21 protein-coding genes are annotated in these 21,444 nt (G+C 72.0%); 7 read left to right on the forward strand and 14 right to left on the reverse strand.

All coding sequences use genetic code 11. From position 1 onward, the window contains the following. The 4 genes from K7C98_RS25055 to K7C98_RS25070 form a co-directional block, all read right to left on the reverse strand. A partial coding sequence (locus K7C98_RS25055; protein ID WP_276572698.1) for a cytochrome c biogenesis protein CcdA occupies window positions 1–545 on the reverse strand: 545 nt, incomplete at its 3' end. A gap of 193 nt (window positions 546–738) precedes the next feature. Then, entirely contained in the window at window positions 739–2,628 is a 1,890-nt protein-coding gene (locus tag K7C98_RS25060; protein ID WP_224194284.1) for a hypothetical protein, read from the reverse strand. Between the two features lie 64 nt (window positions 2,629–2,692). Next, window positions 2,693–3,295 (reverse strand): MlaC/ttg2D family ABC transporter substrate-binding protein, encoded by a 603-nt coding sequence (locus tag K7C98_RS25065; protein ID WP_224194285.1) that lies wholly within the window; start codon window positions 3,293–3,295, stop codon window positions 2,693–2,695. Between the two features lie 105 nt (window positions 3,296–3,400). Then, a complete protein-coding gene (locus tag K7C98_RS25070) occupies window positions 3,401–5,086 on the reverse strand; it encodes a TolC family protein (protein WP_224194286.1) in 1,686 nt (561 codons plus the stop codon). Between the two features lie 223 nt (window positions 5,087–5,309). On the opposite strand from K7C98_RS25070, the gene K7C98_RS25075 reads away from it, so the two are divergent. Beyond that, window positions 5,310–6,137 (forward strand): YgfZ/GcvT domain-containing protein, encoded by an 828-nt coding sequence (locus K7C98_RS25075; RefSeq protein ID WP_224194287.1) that lies wholly within the window; start codon window positions 5,310–5,312, stop codon window positions 6,135–6,137. A 317-nt stretch (window positions 6,138–6,454) separates the two neighbouring features. Here K7C98_RS25075 and K7C98_RS25080 read toward each other — a convergent pair whose 3' ends face one another. From K7C98_RS25080 to K7C98_RS25090, 3 genes are all read right to left on the reverse strand, one after another. After that, complete coding sequence (locus tag K7C98_RS25080) at window positions 6,455–6,652, reverse strand: toxin-antitoxin system HicB family antitoxin (protein WP_263429794.1); 198 nt, start codon at window positions 6,650–6,652, stop codon at window positions 6,455–6,457. A 7-nt stretch (window positions 6,653–6,659) separates the two neighbouring features. Next, entirely contained in the window at window positions 6,660–7,532 is an 873-nt protein-coding gene (locus K7C98_RS25085) for an SPFH domain-containing protein (protein ID WP_224194288.1), read from the reverse strand. A gap of 156 nt (window positions 7,533–7,688) precedes the next feature. Further along, on the reverse strand, window positions 7,689–9,155 hold the full coding sequence (locus tag K7C98_RS25090) for an ATP-binding protein (RefSeq protein WP_224194289.1): 1,467 nt from the start codon (window positions 9,153–9,155) through the stop codon (window positions 7,689–7,691). 263 nt (window positions 9,156–9,418) lie between these two features. On the opposite strand from K7C98_RS25090, the gene trpB reads away from it, so the two are divergent. Both trpB and trpA read left to right on the forward strand, forming a co-directional pair. Further along, a complete protein-coding gene (gene trpB / locus K7C98_RS25095; RefSeq protein ID WP_224194290.1) occupies window positions 9,419–10,771 on the forward strand; it encodes a tryptophan synthase subunit beta in 1,353 nt (450 codons plus the stop codon). Continuing rightward, entirely contained in the window at window positions 10,768–11,568 is an 801-nt protein-coding gene (gene trpA, locus K7C98_RS25100; protein ID WP_224194291.1) for a tryptophan synthase subunit alpha, read from the forward strand. The genes trpB and trpA overlap by 4 nt, the downstream gene beginning before the upstream one ends. A gap of 110 nt (window positions 11,569–11,678) precedes the next feature. Here trpA and K7C98_RS25105 read toward each other — a convergent pair whose 3' ends face one another. The 3 genes from K7C98_RS25105 to K7C98_RS25115 all read right to left on the reverse strand — a co-directional run bounded on the left by K7C98_RS25105 (window position 11,679) and on the right by K7C98_RS25115 (window position 14,625). After that, a complete protein-coding gene (locus tag K7C98_RS25105; RefSeq protein WP_224194292.1) occupies window positions 11,679–12,275 on the reverse strand; it encodes a hypothetical protein in 597 nt (198 codons plus the stop codon). 12 nt (window positions 12,276–12,287) lie between these two features. Further along, window positions 12,288–13,163, reverse strand: a complete 876-nt coding sequence (locus K7C98_RS25110) for a 23S rRNA (adenine(2030)-N(6))-methyltransferase RlmJ (RefSeq protein ID WP_224194293.1) — start codon at window positions 13,161–13,163, stop codon at window positions 12,288–12,290. Between the two features lie 163 nt (window positions 13,164–13,326). After that, entirely contained in the window at window positions 13,327–14,625 is a 1,299-nt protein-coding gene (locus K7C98_RS25115; protein WP_224194294.1) for a serine hydrolase domain-containing protein, read from the reverse strand. A gap of 453 nt (window positions 14,626–15,078) precedes the next feature. Here K7C98_RS25115 and K7C98_RS25120 point away from each other — a divergent pair, with 453 nt between their 5' ends. The 3 genes from K7C98_RS25120 to K7C98_RS25130 are packed head-to-tail and all read left to right on the forward strand — an operon-like array spanning window position 15,079 to window position 17,325. Then, window positions 15,079–16,014 (forward strand): YihY/virulence factor BrkB family protein, encoded by a 936-nt coding sequence (locus K7C98_RS25120; protein WP_224194295.1) that lies wholly within the window; start codon window positions 15,079–15,081, stop codon window positions 16,012–16,014. A 44-nt stretch (window positions 16,015–16,058) separates the two neighbouring features. Then, window positions 16,059–16,508 carry a hypothetical protein gene (locus K7C98_RS25125; protein ID WP_224194296.1) on the forward strand — a complete coding sequence of 150 codons (450 nt, stop codon included), beginning with the start codon at window positions 16,059–16,061 and terminating at the stop codon, window positions 16,506–16,508. Continuing rightward, entirely contained in the window at window positions 16,501–17,325 is an 825-nt protein-coding gene (locus tag K7C98_RS25130) for an HTTM domain-containing protein (RefSeq protein WP_224194297.1), read from the forward strand. Before K7C98_RS25125 ends, K7C98_RS25130 begins: the two co-directional genes overlap by 8 nt. Window positions 17,326–17,374: 49 nt before the next feature. On the opposite strand, the gene K7C98_RS25135 is transcribed toward K7C98_RS25130, so the two are convergent. From K7C98_RS25135 to K7C98_RS25145, 3 genes are read right to left on the reverse strand one after another with little or no spacing between them, the layout of a single operon-like run. Next, window positions 17,375–17,803, reverse strand: a complete 429-nt coding sequence (locus tag K7C98_RS25135) for a hypothetical protein (RefSeq protein ID WP_224194298.1) — start codon at window positions 17,801–17,803, stop codon at window positions 17,375–17,377. After that, the gene (locus tag K7C98_RS25140) at window positions 17,781–18,329 is read right to left on the reverse strand and encodes an RNA polymerase sigma factor (RefSeq protein ID WP_224194299.1); all 549 of its coding nucleotides are present in this window, start codon (window positions 18,327–18,329) and stop codon (window positions 17,781–17,783) included. Before K7C98_RS25140 ends, K7C98_RS25135 begins: the two co-directional genes overlap by 23 nt. After that, window positions 18,326–19,126, reverse strand: a complete 801-nt coding sequence (locus K7C98_RS25145; RefSeq protein WP_224194300.1) for a hypothetical protein — start codon at window positions 19,124–19,126, stop codon at window positions 18,326–18,328. The genes K7C98_RS25140 and K7C98_RS25145 overlap by 4 nt, the downstream gene beginning before the upstream one ends. 175 nt (window positions 19,127–19,301) lie before the next feature. Here K7C98_RS25145 and K7C98_RS25150 point away from each other — a divergent pair, with 175 nt between their 5' ends. Further along, a complete protein-coding gene (locus K7C98_RS25150) occupies window positions 19,302–19,814 on the forward strand; it encodes an NUDIX hydrolase (protein ID WP_224194301.1) in 513 nt (170 codons plus the stop codon). Between the two features lie 151 nt (window positions 19,815–19,965). On the opposite strand, the gene K7C98_RS25155 is transcribed toward K7C98_RS25150, so the two are convergent. Beyond that, entirely contained in the window at window positions 19,966–21,294 is a 1,329-nt protein-coding gene (locus tag K7C98_RS25155) for a hemolysin family protein (RefSeq protein ID WP_224194302.1), read from the reverse strand. Window positions 21,295–21,444 lie beyond the last annotated feature (150 nt).

Below are 21,444 nucleotides of genomic sequence, written 5' to 3' on the forward strand. Positions count from 1 at the left end.
ATGCCGAGCGCGTACGTGAACAGCAGGGACGCGCCGTAGGCCAGGCTGTCGCCCTCGGCGGCACCCTTGGCGATGACGGCGAGCAGCGACAGCAGGACGGGGCCGGTGCACGGGGCCGAGATGAAGCCGCTGACCAGACCCATGAGGAAGGCGCCGACCGGGCCGGTGCCGCCGACGGCGTTGAGGCGCGTCTGCACCGAGGCGGGCAGCTGCAGCTCGAAGGCGCCGAACATGCTGGCGGCCAGCGCCAGGAGGATGCCGACGATCGGCAGCACGACCACCGGCTCGCCGAGCCAGGCGCCGAACTGGCCGCCGCTGAGCGCCACGACGATGCCGAGCGTGGTGTACAGCGTGGCCATGCCGAGCACGTACGAGGAGGCGAGGAACAGCGCGCGACCGCGAGACACGCCCTTGGCCCCGAACACGGCGACGGTGATCGGGATCAATGGATAGACGCAGGGCGTGAGGTCGACGAGGACTCCCTGGCCGAATGCCCAGGCGTAGGTGCTGAGGGTGGCGGCGTCGAAAGCGTCGGTCGGAGACATGATGGCGACCTGAACCATACGACGATGCGACGCCGGACGCCGCGGGACGCGCTCGGGCGCGCGCGGCGGCGGGCGTGCGGTCACGCGCCAACTGCGGTTGTCAGTCTCCCGTGGAGACCGCGACGGGGGGCATGTCGCGCTCGCCTCGCGTGGTCATCGTCGCGCCGGCCGTGGCGGCGGTCGGGGTCCAGAACTAGCGCCCGCGCACGGGGCAGGGGAGCTCGCGCCCGAAGGTCGCCTCGGCGTTGTTGAGCTCGTCGATGGTGGCCGGCGACAGCGCCGCGCAGCAGCCGTAGGCGCTGTGGTCGCGGATCAGGGTGACGAGCAGGTCCTCGGGCAGGCCGAAGCAGCAAGCGGGCACGGTCGCGCGGGGATCGTCGCGCGGGACGCAGGCGGGCAAGGCGAGGCAGCTGCCGTCGTCGGGGTCGTTGCAGGCGACGCGCACGCTCGGGGTCGGATCGGTGTAGTCGAGGACGACGTCGGTGCCGCGCAGCAAGCCGGTGCCGACGAGGCCGTCGAGCTGCAGCGCCTCGGGGCTGGTGTCGCGGCGCACGGCGGTGACGAGCGGATGCTCGGCGGGGACCACGAGGGTCGGGATCCACTGGTTGGGATCGACGCGGCCGCCGTCGGGGATGAAGGCCTGGCCGACCACGGCGGCGGTGGTCGAGGCGGCCGGCGGATCGGAGGGGTCGAAGCCGCTGCGACAGCCGGCACCGGCGCCGCGCGGGACCTGGCCGGGGTTGTCGGGCGAGAACACGTAGTTGCACTGCGAGCGCAGGGCCCGGAGGCGCACCTCGAGGCGCTGGCAGGCGGTCAAGCCGGTGGTCTGCGTGAGCCCGGGGAGCAGCGCGAGGCTGCGGACGCGCAGCTCGACGAGCGGGCGCTCGGCGGTGCCGGCCGGCGGCCAGCCGGCGGCGCGGAGCAGGCCCGCCTGTCCCACGCGACAGGCGGGCGTGCTGGGCGGAACACCGCCGCTGAGGCCGCCGTCGCCCATGCAGGGCGGCAGCGCGAGGCTGCCGAACAGGCGCAGGGCGCTGTCCTCGAACAGGATCAGGCCGGGCACGCCGGTGGCGATCAGGACCGAGGCGTCGTGGCCGTGGTCGATGTCGCCGGGCGCCAGCTCGACGGCCTGGACGGTGCAGCCCTTGCTGAGCGCCTTGCCCCTGACGCCGGTCGGCGAGCGGAAATTGTCGGCCGAACCACCTGGCCCCGAGGCCAGGGAGCAGGTGCGGCGCGCGGCGTTGTAGGTGAGGGCGGCCGGCGGGGCGCCGAGGCAGGCGTCGAGGACGAGCCGCGTCGCCTGCAAGGCGCTCTCGGGGTGCTCGCGGTCGAACACGCCGAAGCTGGCGAGGTCGCAGTCCTTGCCGTCCGGCTGCTGGCACACGTCGTCGATCAGCTTGCCGAGGAGGAGGCCGGGGAACTGCAGCGGGAGCGCGGCGCTGCCCTGATCCGCGAGGACGCTCTCGACGCCGGGGAACTCGCGGTAGAAGGTGATCTGCGGGCCGTTGCTGCCGCGCGCGTCGGTGAAGCGGACGGCCATGGTCCGCAGGACGTTGCCGCCGAGCACGCCGCCGACGAACGGCGACGCGTGGTGATCGCCGACCTGCCAGCCCCACGAGACGTCGGCGGCGGTCGGCGGGAGCTGCACGTACGGCGTCGAGTCGAAGCGGAAGCGGGTGATCGCCTGCTCGGCCGCTCCCTCGACCGGCGGCTCGGCGAACGAGTCCTCGGCGGCGCGGACCTCGAAGCAGCCGCGGACCGCGGTGGGCTCGCCCTCGCCGACGAGGGTGGTGATCGGGCTGCCGCTGTCGACCACGAGCGGGAGGCAGGCGTCGGCCGGGCAGGTCTCGGGCGCGCCGGTGCAGATCGAGCTGCAGCCGCCGGCCTCGCCCGGGCATGGACCTGGCCGAAAGACCAGGCGTGGCAAGGGCGAGGCGTCGCCGCTGCCGAGAGCGATCGGGCGCCCGAACTCGCCGACGATGACGATCTCTTCCTGCGGGCAACCGGTCAGCGCCGCGACGACCAGAGGCGCCGCCAGCGTCAGGCTGGGGCGCCTCGGTTCGGGCGTGGCGGCGGTTCGCACGGCCGTCAGGCTAACACAGGCCGGACCGGGCGCCCGCGCGGGGCCGCCGGGACCGGCCCGCGGCTCAGTCCTTCTTGGCCAGCTCGACCAGCTTGTTCTCGAGCCGCAAGATCAGCTCGTCGATGCCCTTGTCGCGGATGATCTTGTTGAACTCGAACTTGTAGTTCTTGGCCAGGCTGACCCCGTCGGTCACGATGTCCTCGACCTTCCAGGTGTCGCCGACGGCGTGCATGACGTAGACGACCTCGACGACCTCGGGCTTGCCGTCGCGGGTGAGGGCGACGTTGGTGATGACGCGGATGTCGCCGCCGACCTTGGCGTCCTCGCCGACGATCGTCAGCTCGTACTTCTTGTCGGTGCGGATCCGCTTGAGGTAGTTCTCGCGGATCAGCTTGGTCAGCAGGGCCTCGAACTCGGCGCAGCGCGCGGCGCACTTGTTGGCGTAGCGCGCCGGTCCGCCGAGCGAGGCCTCCGCGAGGGCCTTGTAGTCGAGTAGCTGATCGACCTCCTTCGCCAGCGTCTCGGGGTCGGCCCGCTTCTTGACCAGCTCGAGGACCTTGGTGTGCCGCTCCTTGAACACGGCGGAGGGCGTGGCCGGAGCGGTCGCTGCCTCGGCGGCGGGCGCGTGCCCCACGAAGGTGGCGGCGGCGGCGAAGGTGGAGAGCACGAACCCGACGATGAGACTGCGAGCGGAAGTGGGCATTTTCGGCCTCGAAGGTGGGCGCTCGGACGGCAGCCCTGGGTGCGACATTCAGGCCATGACGGGCCAGTTTCAAGGGCTTGATGCAGCAGAAATCGAGTTCGTGGGCGCAGATGCCGCCGAGGGGCTGGGGGACGCCCCCAGGGCGGTGCCCACGGCGCGGGAGAGGCCCGCGAGCGCCACGTTGTGGGCGTGAATGGCCTCGAATTGCTTGAAGCGCCACTCGGCCCAGCGGGTCAGGGCCTTCTCGAGCTCGGCGAAGTTGCCGCCGCCGACGGTCTGCTTGACCTGCTGGTCGACGACCAACTGCTTGGCCTTCTTGGTCGCCTGCTCGGTGAGCTTGACCGATTTGTCGGCGTGCTGCAGGTCGCGGTAGGCCTTCTCGACCTCGAGCCCGAGCAAGTAGCGCGCGGCCTCTCGCTGGTGCTCTGCCTCACGCCGCTCGGCGCGCGCCTTCTTGAGCCCGAAATAACTGTTGTGGAAGTCGAGGTTCCAGTTCATCGCGAAGGCGAAGATGACGCGGTTGTAGTTGAACCGGTCGAAGTAATAGAGCGCCTTCATGTTGCGGTCGGCCTGGTTCATGTACGAGATCTGCACCGACACGGCGATCCCGAAGTCCGGCAAGAACTGCGAGCGCGCGAACTTCTCACCGGCCTTGCGCAGCTCGACCAGGCCGGCGGCCATCTTCGCCTCGGGCCGCTGCTGCTCGCCCAGCTCGCGGTAGTGCGACAGCTCGCGGAGGCCGCCGTCGACGCTGTCGGTCACGAGCGCGCGCTCGGCGATGTCGAAGCCGACCGGCGCGGCCTCGCCGGCGATCGTCCACAGGGTGGCGAGCGCGACCGCCTCGATCTTGCGGGCCTCGAGCGCGCGCTCCATCAAGGTGAGCTCGCCGAGCTCGACGCGCGGGAGATCGGCGGGATCGCGGTCGGGGTTGGTGTCGTCGACGTCGGCGTCCTCGCTCTCGCCGAGGTCGGCGAGGATCTGACCCTTGGCCTCCTGCACGACCTTCCACGCCTCGTCGAGGATGGCGAGGCTCTCGCGCGCGAGCAGCAGCGCGGTGTGGGCCTGGTGCACGCGCAGGACGGTCTCCTGGCGGGTGCGCTCCTTGGCGAGCTGGGCCAGGGCGACGCCGGCCTGCGCCATCTCCTTGCCGTGCTTGATCTTGCCGGAGGTGAACAGCGGGATGATGAAGTCGGCGCCGAAGCGGAAGGCGATGCCGGCTTCCTTGAGCTGGCGGAAGTAGCCGCCGATGGTGTCGATGTCGACGCTGTCGGCCGGGCTGCAGTACTGGAAGTCGACCGGATCGGAGCTGCCGAAGCTCTCGAGCTTGATGTCCTTGCAGCGGGTGTAGACGCCGGGCGCGAGCGCGGTGGTGGTCTTGATGACCGGCACCCACGAGAACTTGGCGCGCAGCAGCGTCGCCTCCATCTGCTCGATCTGCGCGTCGGCGGCCTTCACCAGCGGGTTCTGCAGGCCGTACTGGACGATCTGCTCGCGCGTCAGCTCGGGCACGCCGGGCGGGCGCGGGCCGTAGGCGTCGGTGCGCGCGGCCACCGGGAGGTTGAACGGCTGATCGGGCGAGGGCGGCGGCTGGCTCTTCGGACCTGTCTGTTTGGACGTGGCCGAAGGGGCAGGTCCCGGCGCGGGCGGAGGCGCGGCGGCGGGCGCCGGGACGGTCGCGGGCGCGGCGGCGGCGGGCGCGGCGATCACGAGCGAGGCGGCGGTGAGAAGGGCGCTCCAGCTCGAGCGACGGGTCACTGCTGCCCTCGGTCCCGGCACGGGGACTCTTTTACGAGGGGGCCGCCGCGGCATCAAGAGGCGCGGCCCCGACGCGAGGGTGCGTTCGCCGCGGTCTGCTCACGCTTGCGCGCGACCGGGGGGAATTGCCATGGTTGCGTGCGTGACCCCGCTCCAGTCGTCCGCGGGCCCGCAGGGCCTGACATTTGTCCGTCTCGCCGCGCTGCCGCAGGGGCGTCGCATTTTGCTACGCCTCTCGGGCGCCGATGTGCGCCGCTTCCTCCAGGGGATCCTGTCGGCCGACGTCGAGGCGGCGCGGCCGGGTCAGGCGCTGCCGGCCGCGATCCTGACGGTGAAGGGCAAGCTGGTGACGGAGGCGATCGTGCTGGCGTGCGCCGATGGTTCGCTGCACCTGGCGCTGCCGGCGGACACGGCCGACGAGGCGATCGCGCTGCTCGACCGCCATATCATCATGGACGACGTCGCGCTCGAGCGCGCCGAGGACGTCGAGTTCGCGATGGTGTGGTCGGGGCCGGTCGCAGGCGAAGGCGTGGAGTGCCTGACGACGCAGTACCCGGGGCCGGGCTTCCTCGTGTTCGGCCCGCCGGCGGCCGTGACGGCGGCGCTGGCGGGCGCGACGGAGGCGCCGCTCGGCGAGTGGGACCGGCGCAGGATCGAGGCCGGGGTGCCGGCGTGGGGCCGCGAGATCACGCCGGGGACGTTCCCGCCGGAGGTCGGGTTCGTGGCGGCGGTCAGCTACGACAAGGGCTGCTTCATGGGACAGGAGCCGCTGGCGCGGATCCACGCCCGCGGGCAGGTCAACCGCGTGCTGGTGCGGGTGCACGCAGAGACATGTCCGGAAGGACCGGTCGAACTGGCGGCGCCCGACCGCCCGCAAGCCGGACGCGCGACGACCTGGACCGCCGACGCGGCCGGCGGGGCGAGCGGCCTGGCGGTGGTGCACCGCAGCGCGGCGACGCCGGGCACGGTGCTGACGGGGGACGGCGTCGGCGCGGTCGAGGTGCGCTCCGGGCCGCTCGGCGACGATCCGGGGGTGAAAGGGCGCAAGTGAGGCGAGTTCGCGCCGGCGAGCGGGCGCGAAGCTGTCGTGAAAGACAGGTTGATGCGGCGCGCCCGGGGCGCGGAGGCGATCGCTCGGCGAGCGGAGGGCGCGCGGGCAAAACTGACGGTGGTCGCGAGCTCGTGACGGGTCGCCGCGCCGGGACCGCGCTGGCCGGAGGCGTGGAGGACAGGGCGTGCCCACGCGAACTGGCTGTTCATTCGAGCATGTCGTGAAGGGCAGGCCCGGACAACGCGGCGCACCCGCGCCGGGCGGGCCGGGGCGGGTGCTGGTGGTTCGGACATGTCCCAAGGGACATGCGGCGCGGTTCAGCCGTCGTCGTCGTCGTCGCTGCTGCGGTAGGGGTCGGTCGGGCGGTCCTTGAGCCGGCCGGCCGCCCGCAGGGCTTCCTTGAGGACGAACTCGATCTGGCCGTTGATGCTGCGGAGGTCGTCGGCCGCCCAGCGCTCGAGGGCGGCGTGGAGGTCCGGGTCGATGCGCAGCAAGAAGCGCTTCTTCTCGACCATGAGCGGCTCACGAGTAGATGTTGCCGGTGTTGATGACCGGCTGGGCCTCGCGGTCGGCGACGAGCGCGACCAGGAGGTTGTTGACCATGGAGGCCTTGCGCTCCTCGTCGAGGCGGACGATGCCGTGCTCCTCGAGCCGGCGCAGGCCCATCTCGACCATGCTCACGGCGCCCTCGACGATCTGCCGGCGGGCGGCGACGACGGCCTCGGCCTGCTGGCGGCGGAGCATGGACTGGGCGATCTCGGGGGCGTAGGCGAGGTGCGAGAGGCGGCAGTCGACGACCTCGAGGCCGGCGACGTCGAGCCGCGCCTGGACCTCCTGCTGCAGGCCGGCGTTGATCTCGTCCTGGTGGCTGCGCAGGGCCACCTCGCCGTCGTGCGAGTCGTACGGGAAGCGAGTGGCGACGGCGCGGATGGCGGTCTCGCTCTGGATGGCGACGAAGCCGCGGTAGTTCTCGACCTCCAGCAGGGCCTTGGCGCTGTCGGTGACGCGCCAGACGATCACGGCCGCGATCTCGATCGGGTTGCCGCGGGCGTCGTTGACCTTGAGCTTCTCGCTGTTGAAGTTGTGCACGCGCAAGCTGACGGGGTGCTTGGCGGCGAACGGGTTGGCGAAGTGATAGCCCGCGCCGGCGACGGTGCCGACGTAGCGGCCGAAGAAGACGAGGACGCGCGACTCGTTGGGCTGATTGATGAAAAAACCGCCCAGAGAGAGCAGGAGGACCAGGCCGAGCGCGATCGGCTTCCAGACCTCGGCGACCTGCTGGGTCTGGGCGAGGTCGACGACCATGCTGGCGCACAGGCCGGCCAGGCCGAGCCAGATGAGGAGGGCGAGGAAACCGTTGAGCGAAAACGCGCTCTGCTGCTTGATCGAGGTCATTCGGGGCTCCGGGTTGATGTCGGGATGATATCACTCTGATACCGAGAGCGCCAGGTTGGTTTCACGGATCCACATGGGTCTGCGGATGCGTGTCTCATCAGCTGTCTGAAGAGACAGGTGATGCGAGAGGCTGTCTGAAGAGACAGGTGCGGGCGATCAGTGCGAGGCGGCGCTCGCCAGGGGCTCGCTCGCCGCGGGCTCGCTCGTCGCGGGCTCGACGGCGGCGAGGACGTGCCGGTGCAGGGCGAGGTGCAGGTCCTCGGGGCGGATCGGCTTGGTGAGGTAGTCGGTCATGCCGGCGGCGAGGCAGCGCTCGCGGTCGTCGCCCCGCGCGTTGGCGGTGAGGGCGATGATCGGGACGGTGACGCCGGCCTCGCGCAGGCGGGTGGCGGCCTCGTAGCCGTCCATGACCGGCATCTGACAGTCCATGAAGACGATGTCGGGGGCGGCGCTCTCGACGGCCGCGAGCGCGGCGAGGCCGTTCTCGACCGGGGTGACGGTGTGGCCGGCGCGCTCGAGCAGCGCGAGGACGACGGTGCGGTTGATCCGGTTGTCGTCGGCGAGGACGATCCGCAGCTTGCGCCCGCCGGTGTCCGTGTTGGCTGTCCTTCCAGACAGATCGTTCTCGCTGGCGACGCTGAGCGGGAGCGCGGCGGTGAAGGTCGAGCCGCTGCCGGGCTCGCTCTCGACGTCGAGGGTGCCGCCCATGCCGCGGACGAGCGCGCGGCAGATGGCGAGGCCGAGGCCGGTGCCGCCGAAGCGGCGCGTGGTCGAGGCGTCGGCCTGGACGAAGCTGTCGAAGATCCGCGGCAGCTGCTCGGCGGTGATGCCGATGCCGGTGTCGAGCACGCGCAGCTCGACGCGGACCTCGTCGTGGACGACGGGGCCGACGCGGATCTCGGTGCGCACCTCGCCCGCGGCGGTGAACTTCACGGCGTTGCTGATGAGGTTGGTCAGGACCTGGCGGATCCGCAGCGGGTCGCCGAAGAACACCCGCGCGGCCCCGTCGGCGTAGGTGAGGCGCAGCGACAGGCCCTTGTCGCGGGTGACGTAGCCGAACATGGCGATCACGTCCTCGGCGAGCTTGCGCAGGTCGAACGGCGAGCGCTCGAAGGTGAGGTGCCCGGCCTCGATCTTCGACATGTCGAGGATGTCGCCGAGCAGCGCCATGAGCCCCTCGGCGGCGCCGCGGATGGCCGCGAGGTAGGCGCGTTGCTCGTCGTTCAAGGGGGTGTCGGCGAGCAGCGCGGTGGTGCCGAGGACGCCGCCCAGCGGGGTCCGGATCTCGTGGCTGATGTTGGCGATGAAATCGCTCTTGGCCCGGCTGACGGAGTCGATCTGCTGGCGCGAGGCGTGGAGAAGGGCCCGCTCGGCGGTGAGGTCGCGGATGATGCCGTCGCGGACGCGGAGGGCGCGAGCGAAGATCAGGAAGACCACCGCCGCGGCGAATGCGCTGGCGGCGGCGACGAGGGATTCTCCGCTGGCGACGAGGGCCACGGCGAACGCGAGCGCGATGAGGCCCAGCAGCAACGCGAGCACGGGGACGACGCCCGCGCGTGGGCTCGCCCGCTCCGCGGGTGCGGGCAGGGCGGAATCCCTGTCGCTCGACGCCGCCTCACGCATCGCCGCGTACGATATCTCATTCGCGCCGGGCCAGACGTGGCGCCGCGAGACCCCAGAGGTCGGTCCGAGGCTCGAAATTGTGGCCCGCCGGCCGCGCTGCGAGGCTGAGAGACCCCGCATGCAGGCGATGCGGCCGGGCCGCCCGCCTTCGTGATTGTCATGAGCTGAACTTCGGGACAGGTGAGACGATGGCGCAGGTCGAGACGCGGCCGAAAGCGCGCCGGACCGGGGGCTCGCCGATCGGTGCTACCATCCCCCGGCGCATGACCGCGGCACCACAGTCCGACGATGACAACCCGCTCCGCGGCCCGCCCGAGCTGCTGGGACAATTCGGCGAATTCGGCGGGCGTTACGTGGCCGAGACGCTGATGCCAGCGGTCGAGGAGCTGGCCCGCGCGTGGCCGGAGGCCTGGGCCGACCCGACGTTCGTCGGGGAGTACCGGGCGATCCTCCGCGACTACGTCGGCCGGCCGACGCCGATCACGGAGGCGCGCCGGCTGCCCGAGGCGGTCGGCGGCGGGCGGATCTTCCTCAAGCGCGAGGACCTGAACCACACCGGGGCGCACAAGATCAACAACTGCATCGGCCAGGTGCTCCTGGCCCGCCGGCTCGGCAAGCGGCGCATCATCGCCGAGACCGGGGCGGGACAGCACGGGGTGGCGACGGCGACCGCCTGCGCGTACTTCGGGATGCCCTGCGTGGTCTACATGGGCGCGGAGGACGTGGCCCGGCAGGCGCTCAACGTCGTCCGCATGCGCCTGCTCGGGGCGGAGGTCCGGCCGGTGACGAGCGGCTCGGCGACCCTGAAGGACGCGATCAACGCGGCGCTGCGCGACTGGGTGGCCAGCGTGGCCGACACCCACTACGTGATCGGCAGCGTGATGGGGCCCGACCCGTACCCGCTGATGGTGCGCGAGCTGCAACGGGTGATCGGCGACGAGGCGCGGGCGCAGCTGCTCGAGCGGATCGGTCGGCTGCCCGACGCGGCGGTGGCGTGCGTCGGCGGCGGCTCGAACGCGATGGGGCTGTTCGCGGCGTTCGTGCCCGACGCGGCGGTAAAGCTGTACGGGGTCGAGGCGACCGGCGAGGGGCTGCAAGGCCGCCACGCGGCGACGATGGCCCGCGGCCGCGTCGGCGTGTTCCACGGGATGCGCAGCCTGGTCCTTCAGACAGACGACGGGCAGCTGCTCGAGGCGCACTCGATCTCGGCGGGGCTCGACTACCCGGGCATCGGCCCGGAGCACGCGTTCCTGCACGCGACCGGCCGCGCCCGCTACCTCGGGGTGTCCGACCGCGAGGCGCTGGCGGCCACCGAGCTGCTGGCGCGCACGGAGGGCATCATCCCGGCGCTCGAGAGCGCGCACGCGATCGCGGCGCTGCCGGCGGTGATCCGCGAGCTCGGCCGCGACGCGGTGGTGCTCGTCAACGTGTCGGGCCGCGGCGACAAGGACATGCACACGGTGATGAAGCACCTCGACCCGGCGACGCTCGATCTGATCGACAAGGCCGAGCGCGAGCGCGAGGCGGCCCGGGCGGCGTTGCGCGGGGCGGCCGGCGAGGAGTCGCTGATCGTCGACGGGCACGTGCTCCGCAGCGAACGCAAGGAGGGGACATGAGCGTCGCAGGTGTGGATCGCGTGGCGGCCGCGTTCGCGCGGGCGCGCGAGGAGAATCGGGCGGCGCTGGTCGGGTACCTGACGGGCTTCGACCCCGACCGCGCCGGCTCGCTCGAGCGGATCTTCGCCGCCTGTGAGGGCGGCCTCGACGTGCTCGAGCTCGGGGTGCCGTTCAGCGACCCGACGGCCGACGGACCGACGATCCAGGCGGCGATGACCCGCGCCCTGGCGAGCGGCGCGAGCGTGGCCGGAGCGCTCGAGATGGCGGCGGAGATCCGGCGCCGCTTCCCGCTGCCGATCGTGCTGTTCTCGTACGCCAACCCGCTGCTGAGCCACGGCCCGGAGCGGCTGGCCCAGGAGGCAGCCGGGGCGGGGGCCGACGCGCTGCTGGTGGTCGACCTGCCGCCCGAGCACGCCGAGGTGCTGCGCGGGCCGGCCGGGGCCCGCGGGCTCGGATGGATCGGGCTGGTGGCGCCGACGACCACGCCGACTCGCCGCGCGCGGGTGCTGGGGGCCAGCAGCGGGTTCGTCTACGCGGTCAGCCTCACCGGGGTGACCGGCGCGCCGCTCGATCCGAGCGACCCGGGGCTCCACGCCGGGCTGGCGACGCTGCGCGAGTCGAGCGGCCTGCCGATCGTGGTCGGCTTCGGCGTGCGCAAGGCCGAAGACGTGCGCGCGCTGGCCGGGCACGCCGACGGGGTGGTGGTCGGCTCGGCGCTGGTCGAGGCCGGTCAGCGCGGGCCCGCGGCCCTCGGCGAGCTGGTCGCGGCGCTGCGCGGCGGCACGCTGCGGGCCTGAGGCCGCAGACGGACGAGACGCAAGGGACATGTTCGTCGGAGCATGTCCCTTGCCGCATGTCCCCGGGAGCATGTCTCCGGGGGCATGCCCGATCGGGCACGTCGCGACTCTCAGTCCTGCTCGGCGGGGACGGGCGGGGCGGCCGGGGCCGCCATGGCGCTGGCCGTCCGCTCGAGGTGGACGAGCATGGCGGCGACCGAGAGCAGGGCCGGAGGGTCGGGGCTGATCGGCTCGGTGCCGCGCTCGCGGACCTCGAAGGCGCCGCCGTCGAAGAACACGCTGTTGAAGCGGCTGACGAGATCCATCAGCGTCGACTGGGCGCCGGTGCTGTCGAGCATGGCGGTGACCTGGGCCCGGTCGCGCGTGCTGATGTAGATGAAGTCGTCGAACAGCGGGTCGCCGACCTTCAGATCGCGGCGGAACACCTTGATCATGCGGTCGAGGGTGCTCTCGCGGGCGAAGCTGGCGCGGAACGACAGGCTGACGCGCGGGCGCGCGGTGATCGAGAAGTGGTAGAAGGTGTAAAACTCGCTGCCGATGCGCTCGCGCGTCTGCCACTCGCGGGTGACGATGGTGTGGCCGCGCTCGCGCAGGGCGACCTCGGCGTGGCCCTCGGCGCAGCGCTCGCAGAAGTCGAGCTCGTAGTCGCGGCGGAGCAGGTCACTCCCGTGCGGGAGTTCGCAGAACGCACAGGGGGCGACGTCCATGCCGGCACCGTATCAGGGCGGGGCGAGCCAGTCGACGCGGGCGCTGCCGTGAAACTCGGGCTCCTCGGCCAAACGGGCCGCGAGGTCGGGCAGGAGCGCGCGCAAGGCGGTGTCGGTCTGCCACGGGGCGCCGGCGAGGAGCAGCCCGGAGCCGCTCAGGACGGCGGGGTCGTCAGGCCGCGTCCGCAGCTCGGCGCACAGGACGTCGCGCATGCCGGCGCGGAGGACCGCGGCGTGCAGCAGCGTGGCCGCCAGCGGACCCTTGATCGGGTACCACAGCGCGGCGCAGGCCTGCGGCCAGCGCTGGCGCGCCAGCTGCAATCCGGCCAGAGCGGCGGCGAACTCGTCGGGGCGCTCGTAGGGCGGATCGATGAGGACGAGGCCGCGGCGCGGGGTGGGCGGCAGCAGGGCGCTGAGGGCCTCGTAGCCGTCGCGCTGGTGGATGGCGACCTGCGGGTCGCGCCGGGCGCCGTGCTCGCCGCGCACGCTGAACTCGTCGCGCAGCGCGGCGGCCTCGGCCGGCTGGAGCTCGCACAGGATCATGCGATCGTCGGGCCGCAGGACGGCGCGGACGAGCCGCGGCGAGCCGGGATAGCGGGTGAGCTCGCCGCCGGAGTTGAGCTCGGCCACGCGGGCGAGGTAATCGGCGAGCGCCGGCGGAAGCCCCGCAGCGCCGCGATCCGGCCACAGCCGGGCGACGCCGCGCTGAAACTCGCGCGTGCGCGCCGCGCCGCCCTGGTCCAGGGGATAGCTGCCGCGACCGGCGTGGGTGTCGACGTAGCAGAAGGGCGCGGGCTTGTGCTGCAGGCGACGCACGAGCTGCAACAGGACCACGTGCTTGAACACGTCGGCGGCGTTGCCGGAATGGAACTCGTGGCGATAGTTCATCGGTCTCGCTGCGTCCGTTCGAGGCCCTGCAGGGCGGGCGTGACGATAGTCGATCTGCGCGCCGCCCGGCGCAGGGACGATCTGCAGCCCGCGCGGGGAGGTTGGTCACTGGCTGTGGTGATGGGGCGAAGGTCGGCGCGTGGGTCGCCGAACATCGTCTTGGTCACACGACCGGGAGGCGCGCTCCCATGAAATCGGCGGCGACGACCGCGGCCGGGTGCCCGCGATTGCACAGGACCACGGTCGTGTGGTCGCGATAGATCGCCAGGTCGCCGTTGACCCCGGGGGCGGCGCCGCCGTGCCCGTAGTAGGTCGCGCCGTTGCGGGCCCGCACCGGCAAGCCGAGGCCCCAGTGCGATGTGCCCGCGACCACTTTGGGTGTCGTCATGGCGGCGAGGGTGGCGGCGCTGACCAGCGCGCCGCGGCGCAGAGCGACGGCGAACGCGTGCAGATCCTCGACGGTGGAATAGCCGCCGCCGGCGGGCAGCCCTGCGTAGGGTGCCAGGACCTTGCGGCCGGTCGCACCCGCGCCGGTGGACGGGATGGCGGTCGCGTGCGAGGAGGCGAACGCTTGCGAGGTCGCCTTCATCCCCGCCGGCCCGAAGACCCGCTCCTGGAAGACCACGTCGTAGGGCTTGCCGGTGACCCGCTCGAGGATCGCGCCGAGCAGGACGAAGCCGTAGTTGCTGTAGCCCCACCGCGCGCCCGGTTCGAAGACCGGCTCACGGGCGCCGTAGAACCGCACCAGATCGGCGGGCGTCTTGAGCGCGTCGGCGTTGGCGTCGTACTGCGGGCCGAAGATGTCGCCGGTGCCGCCGGTATGGGTCAGCAACTGCTCCACCGTCACTCGCTCGGCCAGCGACTTGTTGGCGTAGTCGGGGAGGTGTCGGGCGAGCGGGTCGGCGAGGGCCAGGCGCCCCTGTTCCACCAGCTGCATGGTCGCCACGGCGGTGAACATCTTGCCCATGGAGCCGATGCAGAACCGGGTCGACGGCGTCACGGAGAGCTCGCGCCCGTCGTCGATCGCTCCGTGGCCGGCGCTGTACAGCACCTGGTCCCCGCGCGCGACCAGCACGGCGCCGTTGAAGCGGCCGGCTCGGGCCTCGTCGCGGATCTTCGTCTCGATGGCGGCGAGCGCCGATGGCTGGTCGAGCCGCGGGATGGTGCCTTCGGCGGGGGCGCCGGCGAAGGCGATGTCGTCCAGCGTGTCCGGGCCCGAGGCGGTCAGTACGACCTTCGAGCGCCGGTCCCACGCGCGATCCTTCACGAAGGCGGTGATCTCCTGCGGGCCCGTGACCTGCGAGGTGATGAGTTCGAAGCCGCCGGTGACCTCGCGGACCGACAGGTCGTCGTCGACGTAGGGTTGCACCGTCGGTGCGAACGTCTCGACGAACCGCTTGTAGACGCCGAGGTCAGGATCGTTGAACGCCGTCAGCCAGCGCTCCAACCACGACTCGAGCACGCTCGGAGCGCCGGTCTCCGGGTCGCTCGCGGGAGTCGGAGGATGAGGTCGACAGCCGCCGAGGACGGCTCCGGCCGCCAGGCAGCCGGCGCCTTTTCCCACGGAGAGGAGAAGAGCGCGCCTGTTCACGATGCGGGCGGCATCCTAACCTCGCGGGGTGGAGATGGCGACGCGAGTCCGAGGCGCATGCCCGGACGGATGAGCACGGCTGTGCGGGCGCTTGAAAAGTGATTGACGCGGTGCCTGCGCACTGCTAGCGCGCGGACCCGTTCCCGCGCTTGAAGCGACTGACCATGGTTACTACCGCGCTTGTCGAGCTCCCACACGAAACTCCTGACGGTGGTTCACCGCGGCGGCGCGGCATAGCAGGCGGAGCCGGCCGTGAAAAGCCCGGGCGGCGTGACCGGGCACGATCCCCGGACGACGTAAAACGGCGTATGGTAGCCGCGCTCGATGCCTGAAGGCCGTAAGTCCGCCGCGCTCGCCGCGGCTTTGCTGATGCTGCGCCGGCTCGGAGGCTTCCTGCTGCGGGTGCTCCGCCACCTCGGCAAGAACAAGGCGCTGCTGCTGGCGGGCGGGGTCGCCTACAACGCGCTGCTGTCGATCGTGCCGATGCTGGCGGTGGTGCTGGTCGCGCTGACCCACGTCTGGGACAAGAACCAGCTGACCGAGATCATCAGCCACGAGCTCAACCTGCTGATCCCCAACCAGGCCGACACGATCATTCAGGAGGTCGTCAGCCTGCTCGACAACCGCGACCTGGTCGGCGGGATCGGCCTCGGGGTGATGCTGTTCTTCAGCACGTGGGCCTTCAAGATGCTGGAGGGCGCGCTGGCGGTGATCTTCGCCAGGAGCCGGGCCCGCCGCCAGCGCAGCTTCTGGATGTCGGCGCTGCTGCCGTACATCTTCATCGTCGTGATCGCCGGCGGGCTGCTGGTGCTCACCGCCCTGGTCGCGCTGCTCGAGCGCCTGGCCGAGGCCGAGCTGGTGCTGTTCGGCTATCAGCTGTCCCTCGGGTCAGGTCCGGCGTTCGCCCTCAAGCTGAGCGGCATCGTCACGCTGATCTTCATGTTCACCGCGGCCTACCGCGTCATGCCGATCACCGAGGTGTCGTGGCGCCGCGCCCTCACCGGCGGGGTCGCGGCGGCGCTGCTGTGGGACGTGCTGCGCCGGGCGCTGATGGTCTACTTCTCCAAGATCTCGCTGGTGAACGTGGTCTACGGGTCGCTGGCCACGGTCATCATCGCCCTGTTGACGCTCGAGATCGGCACCCTCATCATCCTGCTGGGCGCGCAGATCATCTCCGAGCTGCAGCACAGCGAGGAGGCCGGGCTGCCGTGGTACGAGGCGGCGCCCGAGAGCGAGATGATCGGGGTCAAGCAGGGCTGAGCCGCCCGGCCCGTCGCGGACGATCGGAGCCTGAACATCGGGACATGTCCGAAGTACCACACAGGCTGGCGGTCGGGATCGTCGGGGTGTGGCTGGCGGCGCAGGCGATCGCGCTGGTCCGCGGGCTGTCGCCGCTGCCGCCGCCGCTCGGGGCGCACATGCCGTGGCGGATGTTCAGCGACCCGTCGCCGATCGACCGCACGCTGACGGCCGAGGGTCGCGCGGCCGACGGGACGTGGGTGACGATCCCGCTCGAGCGGTACTTCCGGCACACGCGCGGCGCCACCGGCGAGCGGGCGTACGAGTTCAGCGCGATCGTGTTCGAGCCGGGCCACCTGGCCGAGCGCCACGCGTTCGCCCGCTGGCTGGCGGCGCGCATGGCCGAGGACGGGCAGCCGGTCGACAAGGTGCGGCTGGTCCGGCGCTGGCGCGATCTTCGCGACGGGTCGACGGGCGTGGCGACGATCGGACAGTACCCGGTGGGCGATGGCTGAGGCGGCCGGCGAGCTGTCGCGGTTCTTCTTCGCGGCGGAGGCGACGGCGCGGGCGCAGCGGTTCGCCCGCGGGCTGGCCCTGTGGACAGGTGTTTACGCGCTGATGCAGTGGCCGCACCTCGAGGAGCTGTACAGCCGACCGGTGCTGCGCGAGGGCCGGCTCGACCGCTGGCTGGCCGGGCCTCCGCCGCCGCTGTGGCTGATCACGGGGCTGATGGCGCTGCTGCTCGCGGCGGCGGCGCTGGTGGCCGCGGGGCGCGGCGGACGGGCGGCGCGGGTGCTGGCGGCCGGGCTGTTCGCGCTGCTGGTCGGGCTCGAGGCGAGCACGCCGCGGGCCTACGCGGAGCTGGCGGCGGTGCAGTGGGGGTTGGTGGCCCTGGCGCCGCTGGGGCGGGTGGGGCCGCGCTGGGCGACGCGCCTGATGATGCTGCAGCTGTCGGCGGTGTACGTGTTCGCGGCGCTGTCGAAGCTGGTCGAAGGGACATCCTGGTGGACGGGCGAGGCGATGGTGCTGATCTTCCGCTCGTCGCACCAGGGCCAGCACCTGCTGTCGGCCTGGCTGCCGCTGACCCTCGGGCCGCTGGCCCGCGCGCTGGCGTGGTCGACGATCGCGCTCGAGCTGGCGATCGGGCTCGGGCTGTGGTTCGCCCGCACGCGCACGCCGGCCGCGCTCGCGCTGGTGCTGCTGCACCTCGGGATCGCCGGGTCGATGCGGGTGTCGCTGCTGTTCCACGCGCTGATGCTGCTGCACCTGCTGCTGTTCTTCGGGCCGCGCGAGGCGGCGGCGCGAGCCGCGGGTGCAGACGTGTCTGCATGAGCATGTCCGTTCGAGCATGTGCCCGAGGGCATGTCCGATAGGGCATGCGCTAGGGGACATGTTCCTTGGCGTCGAGCATGTAGAGGACGACGTCCTGGCGCGGGAGGGCGACGCGGCGGGAGGCGAGGGCGCCGGCGAGCTCGGGGGCCAGCTGCAGCGGCTCGCCGGGCGGGGCGACGCGGCCGAGGCCGATCCACGCGGGGTGGAGGGCGCCGAGGTCGCGGCCGGCGATGAGGTCGACGGGCGCGGGCGCGGACGCGACGGACGGCGCGGGCGTGGCGGGCACGGCGACGGGACGCGGCGCCAGCACGAGGGCGGCGGCGGCGGTGGCGGTGGCGAGGCCGCCGGCGCCGAGCCACCACGGCCAGCGCGGACGCGGCCGGGCGTCGCGGCGGGCCCGAAAGCGCTGGAGGCCGCCGGGCGGGGGATCGAGGACGACGAACATGTCCTTCAGGTCATCTTCTGACGGCGGCTTCACGGCGGTGCTCCTGGGCGTGGAGGTTGCGGCGGACGCGGTCGGCGGCGGCGTGGCGACGCGAGCCGACGGTGCCGACGGGGATCTCGAGGGCGGCGGCGATGTCGGCGTACGACAGCTCGGACAGCTCGCAGAGGACGAGCACGCGCCGCAGCTTCTCGGGCAGGGCGTCGACGGCGGCGCGCACGGCGGCGGCTCGCTCGGCGCCGAGGATGGCGAGGTCGGGCTGGACGTCAGGGTCGGCCGGGGCGGCGTCTTCGACGGCGACGAAGCGACGGAGCGCGCGCCAGCGCCGGCGGCTGGCGGCGAGGTTGACGGCGATCCGGTAGACGAAGGCGCCGGCGGTGTCGGGCCGCACGCGCGCGCGCGCCTGCCACAGCCGCGCGAAGGTCTCCTGGACCAGCTCGGCCGACTCGTCGCGGTCCCACAGCCAGCGGTACACGACGTTGAAGAGGGGCCGCTCCAGCTCGAGGAACAGGCGCTCGACGTCGGCGGCCGTCAGGCCGGGCGATGTCGCCGGGTCGGTCACGCGCCCCCGGTCCGGACCTGGCCGCGGACGACGTAGAACAGGGTCTTCGAGACATGTTCGCCCTTGGTCTCGCCGACGTCGACGCCGCTCTGGCCGACGACGAGCAGCTGGCCGGGGTCGAGGTGGATGCGCGACTTGAGGTGGTTGCACTCGTCGCGGCAGATCAAGAGGTTGCTGCCGCCCTTCGCCTTGCTGGTGACCGAGAGCTCGAGATCGGCGACGAGGCGGCCGCCGACCTCGGTGACGGTCTGGCGCGCCCACATGAGGTTGCCGTCGGCCTCGGCGCGGTCGTCGAGCAGCGAGGACAGGTGCATCGACTCGTGCAGGTTGAACTTCATCGGGCCCTGCGCCTCGGTGATCGCCTGCAGCGCGGGGGCGAGGTCGGGGAGCGCCTCGAGGCCCTGGGTGGCGGAGGCGGGCTCGCCGACGACGACCCAGTAATCGAACTCGGCCGTGCGTACCGGCGGGGCCTTGGTGGTGTCGAGGTCGCGGATCAGGGCGGCCACGCCGTCCTGGATCCCCGGCGCGGCGACGACGACGAGGCGGCCGTCGGGCAGGCGCTCGACGGTGCCGAGCGGCGGGGTGTCCTTGCCGGTCGAGAGGGCGCTGGAGAGGGCGCGTTCGATCGAGCGCGCCTGCTCGGGCGGGACGGCGTAGGTGCGCAGGAGCGGCACGTCGCTGGGGGCGGGCGGGGGCGCGGGGGCGACGGCCAGCGGGGGCGGCGGAGAGGGGGCGTCGGGCTGGCAGGCGAACAGGACCGGGAGGAAGAGCGCAAACAGAGGGATCGTGCGGGGCATGCGGGCTCCGAGGAGGTTCGCTGGGGCTCTACGCGCCAGGGGTCCGGGTCTTCGAATTTTTTTTGCGGGCGAGCGACGTTCGTCGCGCGAGGTGCGCTGGATGTCCGAGGGGACATGTTCTTGGGCGCATGTCATCGCCGGTCGCAGGGGACCTCGGTGTGGTATCACCGCGGCGATGCGCGAGCTACACCGCGTGGCGGCGTTCGACGCCGGGTTCTTTCGCGTCGAGCAGGTGCGCCTCGCGGGGCGGAGCTCGCCGGTGACGCTGCTGCGCATGCCCGACTGGGTGATGACGGTCGCGGTCGACGCGGCGGGGGCGTTCGTGCTGGTCCGCCAGCACCGGTTCGGGATCGCCGGCGAGACGGTGGAGCCGGCCGGCGGGCTGGTCGATCCGGGCGAGGCGCCGGAGGCGGCTGCCGTGCGAGAGCTGCGTGAAGAGACAGGTTATGCCGGCGGCGAGGTCGTGCCGCTGGGCTTCACGCACCCCAACCCGGTGCTGCAGGACAACCGCTGCCACTTCTTCCTGGTCCGCGGGGCCGTGCGCGTCGGGGCGCCGTGCCCGGACGCGGAGGAGGTGGTGGCGCCGGTGGTGATGGGGCGCGCCGCGCTCGAGGCGGCGCTGGCGGGCGGGCAGATCACGCACGCGCTGGCCGAGGTGGCGCTGCGGCGAGCCCTGGCGCAGCCGTGACGGACCGGCGCGACGGCGACGGGTGTCTTCAAGGACAGGTCGCAAGCGGATGTCCAATCGGACAGCCGCGATCCATGAGCCCGCGGCTGCCGACCCGGGCTGGCGCAAGGGACATGCCCTTGCGGTCATGACGGCCGCGCCGGCCTGCGGCTCAGGTATGCGCCTCGGCCGAGGGCGTCTGCTTGCGGTAGGCGCGGATCTTGATGACGCGGCGCTCATCGGCTTCGGCGACGTGGAAGGTCCAGCCCTCGGCCTCGACCTCCTCGCCGACGCCGGGGATGTACTCGAACTTGTGGAACAGGAAGCCGGACAGGGTCTCGTAGTTGCCCTGGATCTCGTCGTCGAGGTCGACCTCGAGGGTCTTCTCGACCTCGGACACGTTGATCAGCGCGTCGAACACGAAGGTGCCGTCGCCGACGGCGCGGACCTGCTTCTCTTCCTCGGGCTCGTCGTTCTCGTCGTAGATCTCGCCGACGACCTCCTCGAGCGCGTCCTCCAGGGTGACCACGCCGGCGGTGCCGCCGAACTCGTCGACGACGATGGCCATGTGGGTCTTCTTCTTCTGGAACAGCGAGAACAGGTCGATGACCTTCATGTTCTCCGGGGCGAAGACGGCGGGGCGGGCGACCTCGCCGAGAGTGACCTGGTCGAGGTTGTCGAGGTGCTTGAGCACGTCGCCGATGTAGGCGATGCCGACGATCTTGTCGTTGGTGTCGCGGTAGATCGGGACGCGCGAGTACTGGTGCTCCTCGTTGATGGCCATGAAGCGGCGCAGCGAGGCCTTCTCGTCGAGCGCGATCATGTCGACCCGCGGGGTCATGATCCCGCGCACCGGCGTGTCCGAGAGGTCGAACACGTTGTTGAGGAGCTCCTTCTCGTGCTCCTCGAGCACGCCCTCCTGCCGCGAGGCCGACACGATCATTCGGATCTCCTCTTCGGAGTGGGCCGAGTGGTGGCCGGGCACCGGCTTGAGGCCGAACAGGCGCACGACGCCGTTGCCGGTGACGTTGAGCAGCCAGATGACCGGGCGGAACACGGTGGTGAAGGCGATCATCGGGATCGCGATCCCCTGCGCGACCTGCTCGGCGCGCTGCAACGCGAGCGACTTGGGGGCCAGCTCGCCGAACACGATGTGGAGCGCGGTCGACAGGCCGAAGGCGAGCGCGAACGAGATCTTGCTGACCGTCGCGGGGGCGTAGCCCCACTCGGTCAGGCTCGGCGCGACGAGGTGCTCGATCGCGGGCTCGGCGATGAAGCCGATCAGCAGGCTCGCCATCGTGATGCCGAGCTGGGTGGCGGCGATGTACAGGTCGAGGTCGGCCAGCACCTTGTGGGTGAGGCGCGCCAGGGTGTTGCCTTCGTTGGCCAGCTGCTCGATCCGGGTGCGTCGCACGCTGACGAGCGCGAACTCGGCCGCGACGAAGAATCCGTTCATCAGCACCAGGAAGAACAGCGAGACGAGTCGCAGGAAGTCGCTCATCGACAGTCGCTGCTCCTCGGCCCGACGAATCGGCCGTGGGCCTTACTCGGGGGGTCGCCCATAGGGTCCGCACAGTGTAGCAAGCTTTGTCCGCGACGAGCGCCGTCGTGCCTGCTGATGGCGGCGAACGCGCAAGGGACGCTGCAGGGT

The organism is Nannocystis pusilla, assembly GCF_020073745.1.
In the GTDB taxonomy this organism is placed as follows: Bacteria; Myxococcota_A; Polyangia; order Nannocystales; family Nannocystaceae; genus Nannocystis; species Nannocystis radixulma.